This is a genomic window from Streptomyces sp. WAC 06738 (assembly GCF_003945505.1).
GTDB lineage: Bacteria > Actinomycetota > Actinomycetes > Streptomycetales > Streptomycetaceae > Streptomyces.
The window spans coordinates 3976893-3993241 of record NZ_CP029618.1 but is presented as its reverse complement, the minus strand read 5'-3'; the positions used below and the strand labels follow the sequence as shown (position 1 = coordinate 3993241).

The window sequence follows — 16349 nt, the reverse complement described above, 5'->3', positions numbered from 1 at the left end:
GTAAGGAAGGCACATCGTGGCCGAGCAGCTCTACGCCACCCTGAAGACGAACCACGGCGACATCGAGGTGAAGCTCCTGCCGAACCACGCGCCGAAGACGGTGCAGAACTTCGTCGGGCTCGCCACCGGCGAGCGCGAGTGGACCCACCCGGCGACGGGTCAGGTCTCCCACGAGCGTCTGTACGACGGCACCGTGTTCCACCGCGTCATCAGCGGCTTCATGATCCAGGGCGGTGACCCGCTGGGCAACGGCACCGGCGGCCCCGGCTACGAGTTCGGTGACGAGTTCCACCCGGACCTGGCCTTCGACCGCCCGTACCTGCTGGCGATGGCGAACGCCGGGCCCGGCACCAACGGCTCGCAGTTCTTCATCACCGTGGCGCCGACCGCCTGGCTGACCGGCAAGCACACCATCTTCGGCGAGGTCGCCGACGAGGCCGGCAAGAAGGTCGTCGACGAGATCGCGGCCGTCCGGACGAAGCGGGCCGACCGCCCCGAGAAGGACGTGGTCATCGAGTCCGTGGAGATCACGCGCCGCTGACCCCGGGAACCTGAGCGCCCCGCCCGTCGTACCACCAGCAGGTGAGTCGACGGGCGGGAGTGCGGGGCGGGGCGTGCGGAGAACCAGAGGGGACGCGGTGCAATGACGGACCAGGCGCCGGGAGGGGCGGAGAGACCGGCCGGGGACAGCGGGCTGCCGGGCTGCTACCGGCACCCGGACCGCGAGACCGGCGTGCGCTGCGTCCGCTGCGACCGGCCCATCTGCCCGGAGTGCATGATAAGCGCGTCGGTCGGCTTCCAGTGCCCCGAGTGCGTCCGCGGCGGCTCGGGTACGGGTCCCGCGCCGCGCGCCTCCGCGCCCCGTACGCTCGCGGGCGGCGTCATGTCGGAGGACCCGCGGCTCATCACCAAGATCATCCTCGGTCTCAACCTCGCGGTCTTCCTCGCCGTGCTCACCGGCGGCGACCGGGTCAGCGACCCGATGCTCCTCGTCGGGAAGGCGGTCTTCTCCTTCGGCGGGCCGCTCGAAGGCGTCGCGGAGGGCCAGTACTACCGGCTGCTCAGCTCCGTCTTCCTGCACGAGGAAGTCGCCCACATCGCGCTGAACATGCTGGCGCTGTGGTTCCTCGGGCCGCCGCTGGAGGCCGCGCTCGGCCGGCTGCGGTTCGTCACGCTCTACGTGCTCTCCGGCCTCGGCGGCAGCGCGCTGTTCTATCTGGTCGCCGCGCCCAACGACGCCGCGCTCGGCGCCTCCGGCGCCATCTTCGGCCTCTTCGGCGCCACCGCGGTGCTGATGCGCCGGATGAACTACGACATGCGGCCCGTGCTGGTGCTGCTGGCGATCAACCTGGTCTTCACCTTCACCTGGTCGGGCATCGCCTGGCAGGGCCACATCGGCGGGCTCGTGATCGGCACGGCCGTCGCGTACGGGTTCGTGCACGCGCCCCGCGACAAGCGGGTCCTGGTGCAGCGGGCGGTGGCGGCGGCGGCGCTGCTGGCGATCGTCGCGGTGGTCGTGATCCGCACCCTGCAACTGACGTAGCGCCCGCCGCGGCGGGCCACGTAACCTCGGGGCCGCAGCCGCGTTGAGAGGGGTGGGGCAAGCAGCCACGCCCGAAGTTGTCCACAGGTAGTCAGCGATCCTGTGCGTACCGTGGGGACAGCCGTTCGATATCGAACACCCCTGCGTTTTCCTTGGCAGGTCGCGGAATCACCGCTGGTCCGGACGGTGTACCGCGGTCGGACCGGCGTCAACGCCACTGAGGTTATCCACAGATCTTCTGCTTTCTGCACAGCATGTGGATGACCTGTGGATAACTCTGCCCGCGGCGAGCCGCGAGGGGGTGGCCGGCGGCTACTTCCACTGCGTGGAGACGACGAACCCCGCGAGGATGAAGCCGAAGCCGACCACGATGTTCCAGTTGCCGATCGATTCGAGCGGCAGGTCCCCGGTGGTGACGTAGAACACGACGATCCAGGCGAGTCCGATGACGAACAACGCCAGCATCAGCGGTGCCACCCAGCTCCTGCCGGTGCCTGACAGCTTGAACTCGCCCGACTTCGCCGGCGGCGGGGTGTAATCGGCCTTCTTACGGATCCGTGACTTCGGCACGAGAGACTCTCCTGTCGACGCTGCGGTTGCGGGCCTGTCGGGGAGGCCCCGAGCCGCGGGGGCGGCTCCTTCCCCGGGCGTGTCCGTTAGCGTAGTCCTTCCACCGGGGGTAAGGAGACAAGGGTACGGTGACCAATTCCGCACGGCGGCTCCGTATCAGGCCCGCACGGCTCTTCACCTTCGCCGCCTTCGCCCTCGCCGGGCTGATCTTCTGGACCAGCTTCAACACCGCGCAGGGCACCAACCTGCGCACCGACGACTCCATGCTCCGCCTCACCGACCTCATCTACGAGCGCGACCGCGCCAACCAGCGCCTCGACGGCGGCAACGCCTCCCTCCGCGAGGACGTCGACTCCCTCGCCGAGCGCGACCACGGCGCCGGCACCGCCCCCCGCAAGGAACTGCGGGAGGCGGAGCGGGCGGCCGGGGCCACCGAGGTCGACGGCGCCGGGCTCACCGTGACGCTCACCGACGCCCCGCCGGACGCCACCGCGCTCATCCCCGGCGTGCCCGACCCCACGCCGGACACCCTCGTCGTGCACCAGCAGGATCTCCAGGCCGTCGTCAACGCCCTGTGGGCGGGCGGCGCGGAGGGCATCCGGGTCATGGACCAGCGGCTCATCTCCACCAGCGCGGTGCGCTGCGTCGGCAACACCCTCATCCTCCAGGGCCGGGTGTACTCACCCCCGTACAAGATCACCGCGGTCGGCGACCGGCAGGACCTCCAGGCCGCCCTGGACGCCGAGCCCGCGGTGCAGAACTATCTGCGCTACGTCGAGGCGTACGGCCTCGGCTACGAGGTCGACCGGCACGATTCCGTGACGCTCCCCGGCTACTCCGGCACCGTCGGCCTGCACCACGCCCGCCCCGTGGAGTGACCACTCCCACGTCCCCCCGGCCGGTGGCGCGGGCGAAGCCCGCCGCTTCGTGGGGCACGGGTCGTTAGTCTGGTGACTCGTACGGACGAATTCGGCAACGGCGCACGGCCGCACGCGGGCCGCGGACGGGCCCCGCGAAGGCAGCGCGAGGCAACGCAAGGACAACGGCGAAGATCGGCGAAGAGGGACGCATGTACGGCTGGATCTGGAGGCATCTGCCGGGCAACGCGCTGGTACGGGCGCTGATCTCGCTCATCCTCGTCCTCGGCATCGTCTTCCTCCTCTTCCAGTACGTGTTCCCCTGGGCCGAGCCGCTGCTGCCGTTCAACGACGTCACCGTCGACGAGGGAGCCGCCCGGCGATGAGCGCGCGCATTCTGGTCGTGGACAACTACGACAGCTTCGTCTTCAACCTGGTCCAGTACCTGTGCCAGCTCGACGCCTCGTGCGAGGTGCTGCGCAACGACGAGGTGACGCCGCTCCACGCCGACGACGGCTTCGACGGCGTGCTGCTCTCCCCCGGGCCCGGGACCCCGGAGCAGGCGGGGGTGTGCGTCGACATGGTGCGGCACTGCGCGGAGCGGGGGCTGCCGGTCTTCGGGGTCTGCCTCGGACTGCAGTCGATGGCGGTCGCGTACGGCGGTGTGGTCGGCCGGGCGCCGGAGTTGCTGCACGGCAAGACCTCGCCGGTGACGCACGGCGGCGCGGGCGTGTTCGCCGGGCTGCCGTCGCCGTTCACGGCGACGCGGTACCACTCGCTGGCCGTCGAGCGCGAGTCGCTGCCCGACGAGCTGGCGGTCACGGCGGAGACGGACAGCGGCCTGGTGATGGGGCTGCGCCACCGCGATCTGCCGGTGGAGGGCGTGCAGTTCCACCCGGAGTCGGTGCTGACGGAGTGGGGCCACCGGATGCTGGCGAACTGGCTGGTCGAGTGCGGCGACGCCGGTGCCGTCGAGCGGTCGGCGGGGCTGGCGCCGGTGACGCGCGGGCCGGTGACGGGCCCGGCACAGGGGCCGGCACCTGACGTGGCGCGCGTGGGCGGGTTGGCGCCCGCGGGCGGCGGGGCGGCCGGGACAGCGGGGTGACCGACACCCGGCCGGACGGCAACGCACCGGGGCGCGCGGAGGAGCGCGAGCCGGGGCGCGAAGCGCGTTACCGCGGCTTCCACGACTCAAGCGCCCCCGGCCGGCCGGCGGACGACGCCGCGGACCCGCTCACCGACCCGCAGTCCGGCGGCCTGCCGCCGCTGCCGCGCCGGGACACGTCGGGAGCGGGCGGGCGTGCGGGCCCCGGTGCGGGGGGCCGCGGGCAGGGCGCCGGGATGTCCGGCGCGGGTGCCGGATCGTCCGGTACGCGGCCGGGGTTCGGCTCCGGTACGGGCCCGGGGCCCGCCGGTTACGGCGCGGGCGCCGGGGGCGGCTCCGGTCCGTACGAACAGGGACAGGGCGGCCGGGGCCGGGGGCGCGGGAGCTACGGCGCCGGCGGACAGGATCCGCTGGAGCAGGGGCACCTGCCGGAGTACGCCCACCGCAACCCGCTCCGCGGCGACCCCCTGCCGCCGCCGCGCAGCGCGGACGCGGGGCCGCGGCCGGAGCAGGGCGCACCGCCCCCGCAAGGGCAGGGTCCCTTCACGGAGCAGCCCTCGCAGGGCGAGCACCCGCGGCCCCGGCATCCGCAGACCGCGTACCCGCAGCCGCACGTGCCGCGGCAGGAGCCCGCGGCCGTGGAAGGACCGCGGCCGCGGCCGCTGGAGCGGCCCGAGTCGCCGACCTCGGCGGTCTCCCGCTGGTTCCGCCCGCACACCCCGCCGGACGGCCGCGACCCGAACGCCGCCCCCGCCGCCTACGCGCCCCCCGCGGACCCCGCGCAGGGCTCCCCGCGAAACGATCCGCCGCCCCACGACGGCCACTACCCGGGCACCGACCACCCGGGCGGCTACGCGCCCGCCCCGGGCACCGCCCCGGTACCGGCCCCGCATGCCCACTACCCGGACGACCGCGCCGCCCCCGGCGCCCACGCGCCCCCGGCGTACCCCGCGCACACCGATGCGCCGGCCGGCCAGACGGCGATCGTGCCGCAGGAGGGGACCGCGGCGCAGTACCCGATGTCGTCGTACGACGCGGGCCACCCGTCGCCGTCCCCGTACGCGGAGGCGCCGCAGGCGGCCGCGTACGGGGAGAGCACCTCCGCGTACCACCCGCAGGGCCCGGCGGCGTACGACCCGCAGCTCCTCGGCTACGACCAGGCGCCCGCCGAGCCCCTCGGCACCTCCTACCCGGCGGCGACCGGCGACCCGCTGACCGACCCCCTCGACCCGGCGCCCCCGACGGGCCGCCGCCGGGCCGGGACCGGCGACCCCCTCACCGATCCGCTCGACCCGGCACCGCCGACCGGCCGCCGCCGGGCCGGGACCGGCGACCCCCTCACCGACCCCCTCGACCCGGCACCGCCGACCGGCCGCCGCCGGGCCGGGACCGGCGACCCCCTCACCGACCCCCTCGACCCGCCCGCCGCCCCCCAGCCCTCCCCGCGCCGTCACGCCGGGCGGCCCGCGGTCGAGGAGCAGCAACAGCCGTACACCGTGCCCGCCCAGGGCCGGCACGCCGGCGGCGCCCCGGCGAGCGCCGCCGCCTCAGGTGCAGACGTCGGCGCCGACCCCTCGGCCCACCGTGACCCCTCCCCCTGGGGCGACCTCTCCGCCGCCGCCCACGCCGGCGGCCCCGCCACAGCCGACCCGGCGCGGGCCCCGGCAGCGGCCCAGCCACACGCCCAGGCCCAGGCCCAGGCACAGGCGCAGGCGCAGCCACGGACCCAGGTGCAGCCGCCGGCCCCCGCCGCCCCCGCCACCGACCGGCCCGCGAACGGCGACCAGCGCCTCACCTGGGGCACCGCCCCCGCCTCCCGCCGCCGCGGCACGGGCGACGACGGCCGCGAGGGACGGGGCGACCGCGAGGACCGCACCGTTCAGACGATGTCCCTGAACGTCGCCCGCGCGCTGGGCACCCGGATGTCCGCCCGCAAGGCCGCCCGCGCCGCCAAGCAGCAGCGCACCGTGCTGATCAGCCGCATCACCGGCGAGGCGTTCATCACCCTGGGCGTGCTGATGCTCCTCTTCGTCGTGTACCAGCTCTGGTGGACCAACGTCCTCGCCGACCGCGAGTCCCGGCAGGAGGCCCAGCAACTGGAGGAGCAGTGGGAGCGCGGCGACGGCGCGGGCAAGGAGGACGCCCGCGACCCGGGGGCGTTCGAGGCCGGCGAGGGCTTCGCGATCATGCACATCCCGTCGCTGGACGTGAACCGCCCGGTGGCGCAGGGCATCGACAAGCAGAAGGTCCTGGACCGCGGCCTCCTCGGCCACTACTCGGAGGGCGACCTCAAGACCGCGATGCCGTGGGACGAGAAGGGGAACTTCGCGGTCGCCGGGCACCGCAACACCCACGGCGAGCCCTTCCGGTACATCAACCGGCTGGAGAAGGGCGAGGAGATCATCGTCGAGACCAAGGACACGTACTACATCTACGAGGTGGCCAGCACGCTCCCGTCGACTTCGCCGTCGAACACCGACGTCATCGACCCGGTGCCCGAGGGGTCCGGATTCACCGAGCCGGGGCGCTACGTCACACTAACGACCTGCACGCCTGAGTACACGTCCAAATATCGGCTTATTGTCTGGGGCAAGATGATCGAGGAGCGTCCGCGCAGCGAGGGCAAGCCCGACGCGCTCATGGACTGAGCGGTACGGGCGGCCGGAGGCCGGCGGGACGGAACGGACGGGGAAGCGGTGGCAGCGACGGACGATGAGCGGGAGAGCAGACCCGCAGAGGCCGCGGGAGAGGCTGCGCCGAAGGCCCGGGACCCGGAGGACGCCGGGGAAGAAGCGGCCGGGCCCGTACGGGACGACGGGGAAGCGGCCGCGGAGGAAGAAGCCGGAGAAGCGGCCCCGCCCCGGCCCCGCCGCCGCGGTCTCCTCGCCGGGGCCGTCAGCGTCTTCGGCGAGGTGCTGATCACCGTCGGCGTCCTCATGGCCCTCTTCGTCGTCTACTCCCTGTACTGGACCAACGTCCAGGCCAACCGCGAAGCCGGCCGCATGACCGACGACCTCCGCGACTCCTGGGAGAACACCCCGGACGACGGCAAGCCCCGCCCCGTGGACATCGGCGACCTCAAGGGCGGCATCGGCTTCCTGCACGTGCCCGCGATGGAGGAGAACATCCTCGTCCGCAAGGGCACGGCGACCGACGACCTGAACAAGGGCGTCGCCGGCTACTACACCGAGCCGAAGAAGTCGGCCATGCCCTGGGACCGCCGCGGCAACTTCACGCTCGCCGCCCACCGCGACGGGCACGGCGCGAAGTTCCACGACATCCACCGCATAGAGGAGGGCGACCCGATCGTCTTCGAGACGAAGGACCGCTGGTACGTCTACAAGACCTACGCCGTCCTCTCCGAGACGTCGAAGTACAACACCGCCGTGCTGGACAAGATCCCGGAGGAGTCCGGGAAGACGAAGCCGGGACGGTACATCACGCTCACCACGTGCACCCCGATGTACACCTCCCGGCACCGCTACGTCGTCTGGGGCGAGCTGGAGCGCGTGGACCGCGTCGACGAGGAGCGCACCCCGCCGCCCGAGCTGTCCTGAGCCCCCGGCGGGTGCCCGGAGTGGCACGCGTAGACCGTCGCGGACGTGGAAGAACGCGTCCCGGTTATCTCACCTCCCCGAGGTCTGTCTGGGGGCGGTCCCGCTCCGTAGGATGCAGTTCGCAAGCGCGAATCTGGACTCGGGGACATCTGGGGAGGCCGCACGGCATGGGAGCTCCACGGCAGGACACCAGCGAACGCGCACGAGAACTACAGCGAAGCTGGTATGGCGAACCGCTGGGCGTGCTGTTCCGGCGGCTGATCGACGATCTCGGCCTGAACCAGGCACGGCTGGCCGCCGTGCTCGGCATCTCGGCGCCGATGCTGTCGCAGCTCATGAGCGGGCAGCGGGCGAAGATCGGCAATCCGTCGGTGGTACAGCGCGTACAGGCGTTGCAGGAGTTGGCCGCCGAGGTGACGAGCGGCAGCGTCTCCGCGGCGGAGGCGGCGGAACGGATGGAGGGGATCCGCAAGAGCGCGGGAGGCGCGGTGCTCGGAACGGCGCAGACGCAGTCGTCGACCGGATCGACGACGGTGCGCCGGGTCGTGCGGGAGATCCAGTCCCTGCTGCGCTCGGTGGCCGCCGCCGGCGACATCATCGACGCGGCGGACAGGCTCGCGCCGACGCAGCCGGAGCTGGCAGAGTTCCTCCGGGTGTACGGCGCCGGGCGCACCGCCGATGCCGTAGCACATTACGAAGCGCATCAGTCATAACCGGATGAATTACTAACGAAGCCGTACAAGGGGCGGGCGCAGCAGCATGGGTGAGGTCTTCGCTGGGCGGTACGAGCTGATCGATCCGATCGGCCGGGGCGGGGTGGGCGCGGTCTGGCGCGCCTGGGATCACCGGCGACGGCGCTATGTGGCGGCCAAGGTGCTGCAGCAGAGCGACGCGCACACGCTGCTGCGCTTCGTCCGCGAGCAGGCGGTGCGCATCGACCACCCGCACGTGCTGGCACCCGCCAGTTGGGCGGCCGACGACGACAAGGTGCTCTTCACGATGGATCTGGTGGGCGGCGGCTCACTGGCCCATCTGATCGGCGACTACGGACCGCTCCCGCCGCGGTTCGTCTGCCTGCTGCTCGACCAGCTCCTCGCCGGCCTGGCCGCGGTGCACGGCGAGAACGTCGTGCACCGCGACATCAAGCCGGCGAACGTGCTGCTGGAGGCGACCGGCACCGGCCGGCCGCACCTCCGGCTCTCCGACTTCGGCATCTCCATGCGCAAGGGCGAGCCGCGGCTGACCGACACCAACTTCGTCGTCGGGACGCCCGGTTACTTCGCGCCCGAGCAGATGCTGGGCGCCGAGCCCGACTTCCCCGCGGACCTCTTCGCGGTGGGTCTGCTGGCGCTGTACCTGCTGACCGGGGAGCGTCCGGACAGCCAGGCGCTGGTGGAGATGTATCTGAAGAACGGCGTGCCGCCGGCCCCGAAGGACGTGCCGGAGCCGCTGTGGCAGGTGCTCGCGAGCCTGCTGCAGCCGGATCCGGAGATGCGGTTCCGTACCGCGACGGGTACGCGGAAGGCGCTGGCGGAGGCGGCGGAGCTGCTGCCCGAGCTGGATCCGGCGGAGGAGCCGGTGGAGGTCTTCGACCAGCTCGGGCCGCTGCCGGTGGGGTTCGGGCCGCGAGGTCCCGAGCGAGCGGAGGAAAGGGCGGCGAAGGGCGCGCCGGGGCCGGGTCCGGGACTTGGTGCCGGTGCGGGTCCCGGTCCCGGTCCCGGTGCCGGTTTCGGAGCCGGTGCCGGTCCTGGTGCCGGTTTCGGTACGGGTACGGGGCTGGCCGGTGACGCCGGCGCCGCGGGCCCGGCGGGGCCCGCGTACGCGCCGCCGGGCTCCACCGGATACGTACCCCCGCCCGCGGCCGCCGCGCCCGAGCCGGGCCCGGCGGGGCCCGGCACCGCGCACCCGCCGGCAGCGGGCCCGCCCGGCGCCGGCGACCCGGCCGAGGCGACCAGCTACGGCATCGCGCCACCCGCCGCGTCGCAGCCGCCGACGCCCACCGCCCCGTACACGACGGCCCAGCCGCAGCCGCGGTCCCAGCCGCCGCAGCCCCGGCCCGGCGCCGCGGTGCCGCAACGGCGACCGGGACCGCCGGCGAAGGTGGCGATCCCGGTCGTGGTGCTCGCGGTGCTGCTGATGGCGGCCGGCGTCTGGGCGCTGGTGTCGGGCTGACGCCCGTACGCCCGCGCCCCCGCTGCTGCCCCCTACTGCCGCCAGTTCTGCTGCGGCGGCAGCGGCGGGTGCGCGTCCCCGTACGGCCGCTCGCCGTACGCCGGACCGCCGGCCCCGCTCCCGTACGCCCCGGGCGCCGTCTGCGTGTCCTCGCCCGCCACCTGCGGGCCGCCCGCCGCGCCCGGCACCGCCCGGCTCCGCGCCAGCAGCGTCCACAGGCCCAGACCCGCCAGCAGCACCACGCCCGCGCCGATCCCGGCGATCGCCAGGATCTTCTTCCCGGCACCGTCCCCGTCGCTCTCCGCGCCGGCCGCCGTGCCCTTCGCCGCCGTGTCGCGGTCGTCGTCCGTCACCGCGAACCCGGCCGCCGCCGCGTCTCCGTCGTACGCCGGGCCCTCCTCGGGCTCGCCCTTGATGGTCGTCCGCAGCTCCACCGGCACCGGCCCGTCCGCGAACTCCCCGACCTCCTCGGAGACGCTGACGGCGATGTAGTACCAGCCCGCGAAGCCGACGTTGCCGAGTTCACGGCTGTAGGACGCGTAGCGGTTCTCGTACGCCACCGGCGGGGCCACGGCGGGGATCGCCGCGGGGTCGTCGCCGAAGTACGTCTCGTTCTCGTTGGCGACGAACCCGCGGGCGGGGTTGTAGAAGTCGACGCGCACCCCGTTGGAGGCGAACGCCGTCTCGTCGCTCACCCGCGTCGTGCCGAACTCGGTCTGCAGGAAGAGCTGCTGGCCCCAGTCGAGCGGCACCCGGTAGAAGTGCGTGGCGCCCGGCCGGATCTCGTCCGTCCACACGCCGTGGTCGATGGCGACCGCGTCGTTGAACCCGGTGCCGCCCTTGCGCCGCTCGGCCTTGCCGGTCGGTGGCGGCGGGGCCTCGGTGGGGATGGACTGCGGATCCGGCGGGGTCGTCGGCCCGGCCTTCGCCAGCGGCGGCTCCGCCATGAAGCGCAGCTCCAGCGGCCACTCCGCCGGGCTGGAGGTCGCGTCGCTGACGCGGGTGACGATGAGGTTGTAGACGCCGGCCTCCTGGCAGGTGCCCCCGGGCTGGACGACGCGCCCCACGTAGTCGGCGATCGGCCGGGCCGCGCCGTCTGCGGCGAAGTCGACGTCGGAGCTGCCGCACCGGTCGCCGCCCTTGCTCTCCAGCTCCAGCTCGATGCCGTCGCCGTACGCGACCTTGGTGCCCGGCTGCGGCGCGGCCACGGCGGATATCCAGGCGTGGGACTTCGCGTCGAGCGTGACGCTGTAGTACAGCTCGTCGCCGGGGGCGAGGGAGTCGGTGTAGGTCTTGCCGGCCTCCACCTTCTCGCCGCCGGTGCTGCTCGCGGCGCCCTCGATGGGCTCGGCGTCCTCCGCCGTCCGGTACTCGCCGGCGTCGGCGGGGGAGTTCACCGGCGCCGCGCCCTGGCGGGCGGCCGTCGCCGCCGGAGCCGCAGAAGCCGCCGGAGCCGCCGCCGGGAGTGCGGCCTGCGCCGCCAGCGCGGCCACCGCTAGCGCCGCGGCCGGCCCCGCCATCGTTCGTGTCCTCACCATCCACCCCTTACGCCGTTGCCTGCCGCCGCTTCCGCGGGCGCTTCACCCGCGGGCCGCCGCTTCCGGTTCCGTACGATCACGAACGCACCCCCCGCGCCGGCGAGCAGCACCCCGCCCGCGATCCCGCCGGCGAGCGGCAGGACGGAGTCCGATGATTCCCCCTCCGCACCGGCCCGCGCATCCTTCCCGCCGTCCTCGCCGTTCGCGCCGCCGCTCCCGTCACCGGCGGCGGCCGGCGCCCCGTGCCGCGGCCCCGACTTCTCCTCGCCCAGGACGCCGACGCGGAGCACGACGCCGATGGCCGTGTTCCGCGCGAAGCGCGCGGCATCGGGACCCAGCGAGACCGACAGGTAGTACGCGCCGCCGCGGCGCACGGGCACGACCTCCGCGGCGGTCTCGTAGCGGTTCGTCCAACTGACCGGCACCGTACCGAGGTCGGCGGCGACGGGCTCACCGTAGTAGCTCCGGCTGGAGCTGAACGGGCCTTCGCCGACGGCGGCGCGGCCGGGCGCGTAGAGGTCGGTGGCGGCGAAGCTGGAGGTCCCGGCGGCGCCGTCGAGCGTGGGCTCGTTGGCGAACTCGACGCGGTAGCGGAGCTGCTGGCCCCAGCCGACGCCGACCTTGTAGAAGCGCGTCTGCGCGGGCAGCAGTTCGTCGCGCCAGACGCCGGGGCCGATCGCCTTCGCGTCGTTGAAGCCCGTACCGCCGGTGATGTCCTCGGGCTCCGCGGTGGGCAGTTCGGCGCCCTCGGCGCCGGCCGGGCCGTAGTCCGTCTCGGACTGCGCGGGCGTGACCCCGGCGCGCAGCGGCTCCTCCCGGCCCACGGCCAGCTCCAGCGGCCAGCGGGCCCGGTCGGAGCCGGCGGCGCTGGTGCGGTGGACGCTGAGGAGATAGCGGCCGGCGGCGTCGCAGGGCTCGCCGCCCTCGGCGCTGGGGATGCGGCTGACCGCGGCGGTCAGCGGCTGCGCGCCCTCGTCCTGCTCGAAGTGCCCGTCCCTGGCGTCGCACCGGGTGCCGTTGCCCTCGGCGGCGTGCAGCTCCAGCTCGATGCCGTCGCCGTACGCGACGGGCACACCCGGCTGCGGCACGGCGGTGACGCCGAAGTCGGCGGCGGAGGCGGCGTCCAGCTCGGCGGCGTACCACTTGGTCTCGCCCGCGCCGATGCTGTCGAGGTACTGGCCGGGCCGGACGTCCGCGGCGCCGCCGCGGCCGGCGCCGCCCTCGACCGGGTCGCCGCGGAAGCGGTAGCCGTCGGCCGAGAGGCGGGCGGCGCGCTGGAGCTGGCGGGCGAGCGCATCGGCGTCGGGGGCGTCGTAGTACGCGCCGTGCCCCTTCTCCGCGATGCACTTCAGCTCGTCGCGGGCCTTGCCACCGACCTGGAAGCCGACCGTGTCGATGCGCAGGGCGCCGAAGGCGCCGCCGGTCTCGCCGAGTCGCGCCGCGACCTCGCAGGGGTCGGGGGTGCCGCAGGTGTCCTCGCCGTCCGAGACGAGGAGGAGGGAGCGAGGGCCGAGGGCGCCGGGCGGGCGCTCGGGGAGGTCCCGGGCGGCCTGCCGGAGCGCGTGGCCGATGGGGGTGTCGCCCTTCGGCTTCACTTCTGCTACGGCGCCCTTGATGCGGTCCCGGTCCAGCGCCTCGACGGGCACGGCGAGGCGGGTGTCGGTGCAGCCGCCGGCGCGGTCGGCGCCGTAGACGCGCAGGCCGGTCGGGTGGCCGTCGGGCAGGGCGTCGACGACGGTGCCGACGGCCGCGCGGGCGGACTCGATCCGGGTGGCGCCGGAGCCGTCGTCGTCGGCCATGGAGCCGGAGGAGTCCAGCACCATCACCAGGCCGCCGCCGGTCGGCGCGGGCTCAGCGGGCGCGGCGGGTGCGCCGGGCGTTCCCGGCGCGGCGGGTGCGGCGGTCGCCCCGGAGAGCGGTCCCGCGGTCAGCGCGGCGGCGAGCGCCGCGGCCACGCCGGCGTACGCGGGCCGTCCCGGGCGGCCGCGCGGTGGTCGTTCCATGACATGTCCCCCCTCGTTCTCTGCCATGTGCTCATGCACCGTAAAACGTGTGCAGTAGCAAATAACAGGGGACGTGCGTCACGGTCGTGCAACAGCGCTCCGGTCATGCCGAGGCCCCGGCCGCACTGCCGCGCGAGCGGCGGGGCCGGGGCCCGGGGCCTGCCCGGAACGGGCGGCTCTGCTCGGAACTCTCGCGTCTCAGACGCCCGAAGAGGAGGGCACCGAGTCGGTGGCCTCCGTCCACAGGTCTTGCTCGGCGCGATCCGCCTGGATCTGGCGGTACACGAGAAGCCCGCCCAGAGCGGCCAATGCGATCAGGAACAGCTTCTTCACCGCGCTACCTCGTCCTTCCAGAGACATTCGACTACGAAGCCCGATGATACACAGCGCGAACGACACCGGAGCCGGGCTCGGGACCGTGGCACTAGGACGGCACTAGGACCAAGGTCCCCGCCCCGGTTCCATCCGGCGCCCGATCCGTACGCACCCGTCCACCGCGCACGATGACCTTCATGACCACGCCCGACGCCACCGACACGACCGACGCCGCGGATCCGGCGGCCCTGACGAAGACGACCGATCCGGCCGCGGGCCACCGGTCCCGGGCCCCCGCCGCCGCACCGGCGGGCACCGCGTCCCCGTCCCGGCTCTGGCCCGTGCTGCTCGCCTCGTACATCGGCCAGTTCCTCGTCGTCCTCGACGTCTCCGTCGTCAACGTCGCCCTGCCCAGCATGCGCGACGACCTCGCCCTCAGCGGCAGCGCCCTGCAGTGGGTCGTCAACGGCTACGCCCTCGCCTTCGCCGGCTTCCTGCTGCTCGGCGGCCGGCTCTCCGACCTCTTCGGCCCCAAGCGCGTCTACCTCGCGGGACTCGCCCTCTTCGCCGTCGCCAGCCTCGCCGGCGGCCTCGCGCAGAGCGACGCCGTGCTCATCACCGCCCGCGCCGCCCAGGGCGTAGGCGCCGCGTTCCTCGCGCCCGTCACCCTCTCCCTGCTCACCCGGGCGCTGCCCGAGGGCGCGGCCCGTACCCGGGCCATCGCCGCCTGGACGGCGGTCGGTGCCGCCGGCGGCGCCACCGGCGGGCTCATCGGCGGCGCGCTCACCGACCTGGCGTCCTGGCGCTGGGTGCTGCTGATCAACGTGCCGATCGGCGTCGCCGTGGGCGCCGTCGTCCTTCTCTGGCTGCGCGAGCAGCACCGCGACGCCGACCGCCCCGCCCTGGACCTCCCCGGCGCCGTGCTCGTCACCGGCGGCGTCGGCGCCGTGGCGTACGGCATCACCGAGACCGAGTCGGCGGGCTGGACCGCGGGCTCCGCGCTGCTGCCGCTGCTGGCCGGGCTCGTGGCGCTGGCGGGCTTCGTCGCCGTGGAGGCGCGCTCCGCGCAGCCGCTGATGCCGCTGCGGCTCTTCCGCATCCGCGCGGTGGCCGTCGGCAACGTCGTCACGCTCGTCAGCATGGTGGGCGCCTTCGCCCTCTGGTACTTCCTCACCCTCTACATGCAGACCGTCCTCGGCTACAGCGCCATCCGCACCGGCCTGGCCTTCCTCCCGCACACCGCCGCGCTCATCATCGCCTCCCAGCTCGCGCCCCGGCTCTCGGCCCGCTTCGGCAGCCGCACGATGACGGTCGCCGGCGGGCTGCTCACGGGCGCCGGCTTCCTCTGGCAGGCGGCGGCGATGGACGCGGACGGCACCTTCGTCTCCGCGATCCTCGGCCCGGCCCTCCCGATGGCCGCGGGCCAGGCCGTCCTGCTGGCGCTCCTCACGGACGTCTCCACGTCGGGCGTCGGCGAGCGGGACGCCGGCGGCGTCTCGGGCCTCGTCAACACCTCGCGCCAGATCGGCGCGGTGCTGGGCCTGGCGATCCTCGGCGCGGTCGCCTCCGCGGGCCACGGCGCCCCCGAGGACGGCTACGCCCGCGCCTTCCTCGCCGCCGGCCTCATCACCGCCGCCTCAATGCTCCTGGTCCCCTTCCTCCCCCGCCCGGCCAAGCAGACGCGACCGGTCTCCGGGTCGGTGGCCGCATGAGCCCGGCGGCATGACAAAGCCGAAGGGCGCCTCCTCGTCACGAGGAGGCGCCCTTCGCCATTTCCGGTGCGGCTACCAGGACTTGAACCTGGGGCCTCATCCTTATCAGGGATGCGCTCTAACCGACTGAGCTATAGCCGCGCGCTGCACAGAGATTACCCCACCGCCGAGCCGCGGCCCAAATCGATAGCGGGCGTCACCCGGCGGGCGCTACTCGTCCTCCGCCAGCGTGACCTCGATGCCGCCGACGAAGCCCGCGGAGAGGTTGTAGATGAACGCGCCCAGCGTCGCCAGCGCCGTGGCGAGGACCACGTCGATGAGCGCCACCACCGCCGTGAAGCCGGCCACCCGGGGCAGCGACAGGAACGACTCCAGGTCGAAGCCGGCCGAGTCGTCCGAACCGGTGGCCTCGCTGATCGTGCCGCCGACCGTGCTGAAGACGCCCATCGCGTCCAGCACCATCCACAGCACCGTCACCGCCACGATCGTGCAGATGCCGAGCGCGATGGAGAGCAGGAAGCTGACCTTCATCACCGACCACGGGTCGGCCTTGGCGATCCGCAGCCGCGCCTTGCGGGTGCGCGGGACGGTCCTGGCGCCGGTACGCGACCTGCGTACCCCGGCGGCCGTCTGCTGCGCCTGCTCGTACGCCTGGCCGCCGCGCCCCGCCGTGTGCCCCCCGGCGTGGCCGCCGGCCACGCCGGCCGGCGGGGTGTACGCCTGCGGCGGCTGGTGCGGCGCCGGCGGGGCGGCGGGGGCCGTCGACGGCGGGGGCATCGGGCCCTCCGGGGCGGCGTCGTACGGATACGCGTGCCCCTGCGGGTCCTCCGCGCCCCCGGCGCCGGAGGCACCGCGTCTGCGCCCGCGCCGGCCGCCGTGCCCGCCGCCGGCGTCGTCCGGACCCGGCGGGGGGTTCGGCTGGGCGTACCCCTCCGCCCTCGCCGGCCCGGCGCCGGCACCCGTGGCTCCACTCACGA

The 16349-nt window shown here is 74.3% G+C and carries 15 protein-coding genes and 1 tRNA gene; 10 read left to right on the top strand and 6 right to left on the bottom strand.

Annotation, left to right across the window (positions count from 1 at the left end; genetic code table 11):
- Positions 1 to 16 precede the first annotated feature (16 nt).
- Positions 17 to 541, top strand: coding sequence for a peptidylprolyl isomerase (locus DMB38_RS17250; RefSeq protein WP_047016820.1), 525 nt, complete (start codon positions 17 to 19; stop codon positions 539 to 541).
- Positions 542 to 643: 102 nt separating this feature from the next.
- Positions 644 to 1543 (top strand): rhomboid family intramembrane serine protease, encoded by a 900-nt coding sequence (locus DMB38_RS17245; RefSeq protein ID WP_125935938.1) that lies wholly within the window; start codon positions 644 to 646, stop codon positions 1541 to 1543.
- Positions 1544 to 1855: 312 nt separating this feature from the next.
- On the opposite strand, the gene crgA is transcribed toward DMB38_RS17245, so the two are convergent.
- Positions 1856 to 2113: a cell division protein CrgA gene (gene crgA, locus DMB38_RS17240; RefSeq protein WP_047016818.1), complete on the bottom strand. Its 258-nt coding sequence runs from the start codon at positions 2111 to 2113 to the stop codon at positions 1856 to 1858.
- A 128-nt stretch (positions 2114 to 2241) separates the two neighbouring features.
- Between crgA and DMB38_RS17235 the strand changes: the two genes are divergently transcribed.
- The 7 genes from DMB38_RS17235 (at position 2242) to DMB38_RS17210 (ending at position 9804) form a co-directional block, all read left to right on the top strand.
- Entirely contained in the window at positions 2242 to 2991 is a 750-nt protein-coding gene (locus DMB38_RS17235) for a DUF881 domain-containing protein (protein WP_125935937.1), read from the top strand.
- Positions 2992 to 3182: 191 nt separating this feature from the next.
- Positions 3183 to 3356 (top strand): hypothetical protein, encoded by a 174-nt coding sequence (locus DMB38_RS36145; protein WP_027774183.1) that lies wholly within the window; start codon positions 3183 to 3185, stop codon positions 3354 to 3356.
- Positions 3353 to 4075 (top strand): aminodeoxychorismate/anthranilate synthase component II, encoded by a 723-nt coding sequence (locus DMB38_RS17230; RefSeq protein ID WP_125935936.1) that lies wholly within the window; start codon positions 3353 to 3355, stop codon positions 4073 to 4075. The genes DMB38_RS36145 and DMB38_RS17230 overlap by 4 nt, the downstream gene beginning before the upstream one ends.
- Entirely contained in the window at positions 4072 to 6723 is a 2652-nt protein-coding gene (locus DMB38_RS17225) for a class E sortase (protein ID WP_125935935.1), read from the top strand. The genes DMB38_RS17230 and DMB38_RS17225 overlap by 4 nt, the downstream gene beginning before the upstream one ends.
- A 48-nt stretch (positions 6724 to 6771) precedes the next feature.
- Complete coding sequence (locus DMB38_RS17220; RefSeq protein WP_125935934.1) at positions 6772 to 7632, top strand: class E sortase; 861 nt, start codon at positions 6772 to 6774, stop codon at positions 7630 to 7632.
- A 167-nt stretch (positions 7633 to 7799) separates the two neighbouring features.
- Complete coding sequence (locus DMB38_RS17215) at positions 7800 to 8345, top strand: transcriptional regulator (RefSeq protein WP_047016814.1); 546 nt, start codon at positions 7800 to 7802, stop codon at positions 8343 to 8345.
- Positions 8346 to 8391: 46 nt separating this feature from the next.
- On the top strand, positions 8392 to 9804 hold the full coding sequence (locus DMB38_RS17210) for a serine/threonine-protein kinase (RefSeq protein WP_125935933.1): 1413 nt from the start codon (positions 8392 to 8394) through the stop codon (positions 9802 to 9804).
- 32 nt (positions 9805 to 9836) lie between these two features.
- On the opposite strand, the gene DMB38_RS17205 is transcribed toward DMB38_RS17210, so the two are convergent.
- The 3 genes from DMB38_RS17205 to DMB38_RS36910 form a co-directional block, all read right to left on the bottom strand.
- A complete protein-coding gene (locus DMB38_RS17205; protein WP_206337704.1) occupies positions 9837 to 11324 on the bottom strand; it encodes a hypothetical protein in 1488 nt (495 codons plus the stop codon).
- 11 nt (positions 11325 to 11335) lie between these two features.
- Positions 11336 to 13345, bottom strand: a complete 2010-nt coding sequence (locus DMB38_RS17200; RefSeq protein ID WP_125935931.1) for a VWA domain-containing protein — start codon at positions 13343 to 13345, stop codon at positions 11336 to 11338.
- A 198-nt stretch (positions 13346 to 13543) separates the two neighbouring features.
- A complete protein-coding gene (locus tag DMB38_RS36910) occupies positions 13544 to 13678 on the bottom strand; it encodes a DLW-39 family protein (RefSeq protein WP_018838829.1) in 135 nt (44 codons plus the stop codon).
- Positions 13679 to 13857: 179 nt separating this feature from the next.
- Here DMB38_RS36910 and DMB38_RS17195 point away from each other — a divergent pair, with 179 nt between their 5' ends.
- Positions 13858 to 15372, top strand: coding sequence for an MFS transporter (locus DMB38_RS17195; protein ID WP_240662320.1), 1515 nt, complete (start codon positions 13858 to 13860; stop codon positions 15370 to 15372).
- 67 nt (positions 15373 to 15439) lie between these two features.
- Here the strand turns inward: DMB38_RS17195 and DMB38_RS17190 are convergent.
- A tRNA-Ile gene (locus tag DMB38_RS17190) sits at positions 15440 to 15513 on the bottom strand.
- 69 nt (positions 15514 to 15582) lie between these two features.
- Positions 15583 to 16347, bottom strand: coding sequence for a DUF3566 domain-containing protein (locus DMB38_RS17185; protein WP_125935929.1), 765 nt, complete (start codon positions 16345 to 16347; stop codon positions 15583 to 15585).
- Between the last annotated feature and the right edge of the window lie 2 nt (positions 16348 to 16349).

Coding starts and splice junctions, on each gene's coding strand:
- DMB38_RS17245 (WP_125935938.1), top strand. CDS start 644: ATGACGGACCAGGCGCCGGGAGGGGCGGAGAGACCGGCCGGGGACAGC.
- DMB38_RS36145 (WP_027774183.1), top strand. CDS start 3,183: ATGTACGGCTGGATCTGGAGGCATCTGCCGGGCAACGCGCTGGTACGG.
- DMB38_RS17230 (WP_125935936.1), top strand. CDS start 3,353: ATGAGCGCGCGCATTCTGGTCGTGGACAACTACGACAGCTTCGTCTTC.
- DMB38_RS17215 (WP_047016814.1), top strand. CDS start 7,800: ATGGGAGCTCCACGGCAGGACACCAGCGAACGCGCACGAGAACTACAG.
- DMB38_RS17210 (WP_125935933.1), top strand. CDS start 8,392: ATGGGTGAGGTCTTCGCTGGGCGGTACGAGCTGATCGATCCGATCGGC.
- DMB38_RS17205 (WP_206337704.1), bottom strand. CDS start 11,324: ATGGCGGGGCCGGCCGCGGCGCTAGCGGTGGCCGCGCTGGCGGCGCAG.
- DMB38_RS17200 (WP_125935931.1), bottom strand. CDS start 13,345: ATGGAACGACCACCGCGCGGCCGCCCGGGACGGCCCGCGTACGCCGGC.
- DMB38_RS17195 (WP_240662320.1), top strand. CDS start 13,858: ATGACCACGCCCGACGCCACCGACACGACCGACGCCGCGGATCCGGCG.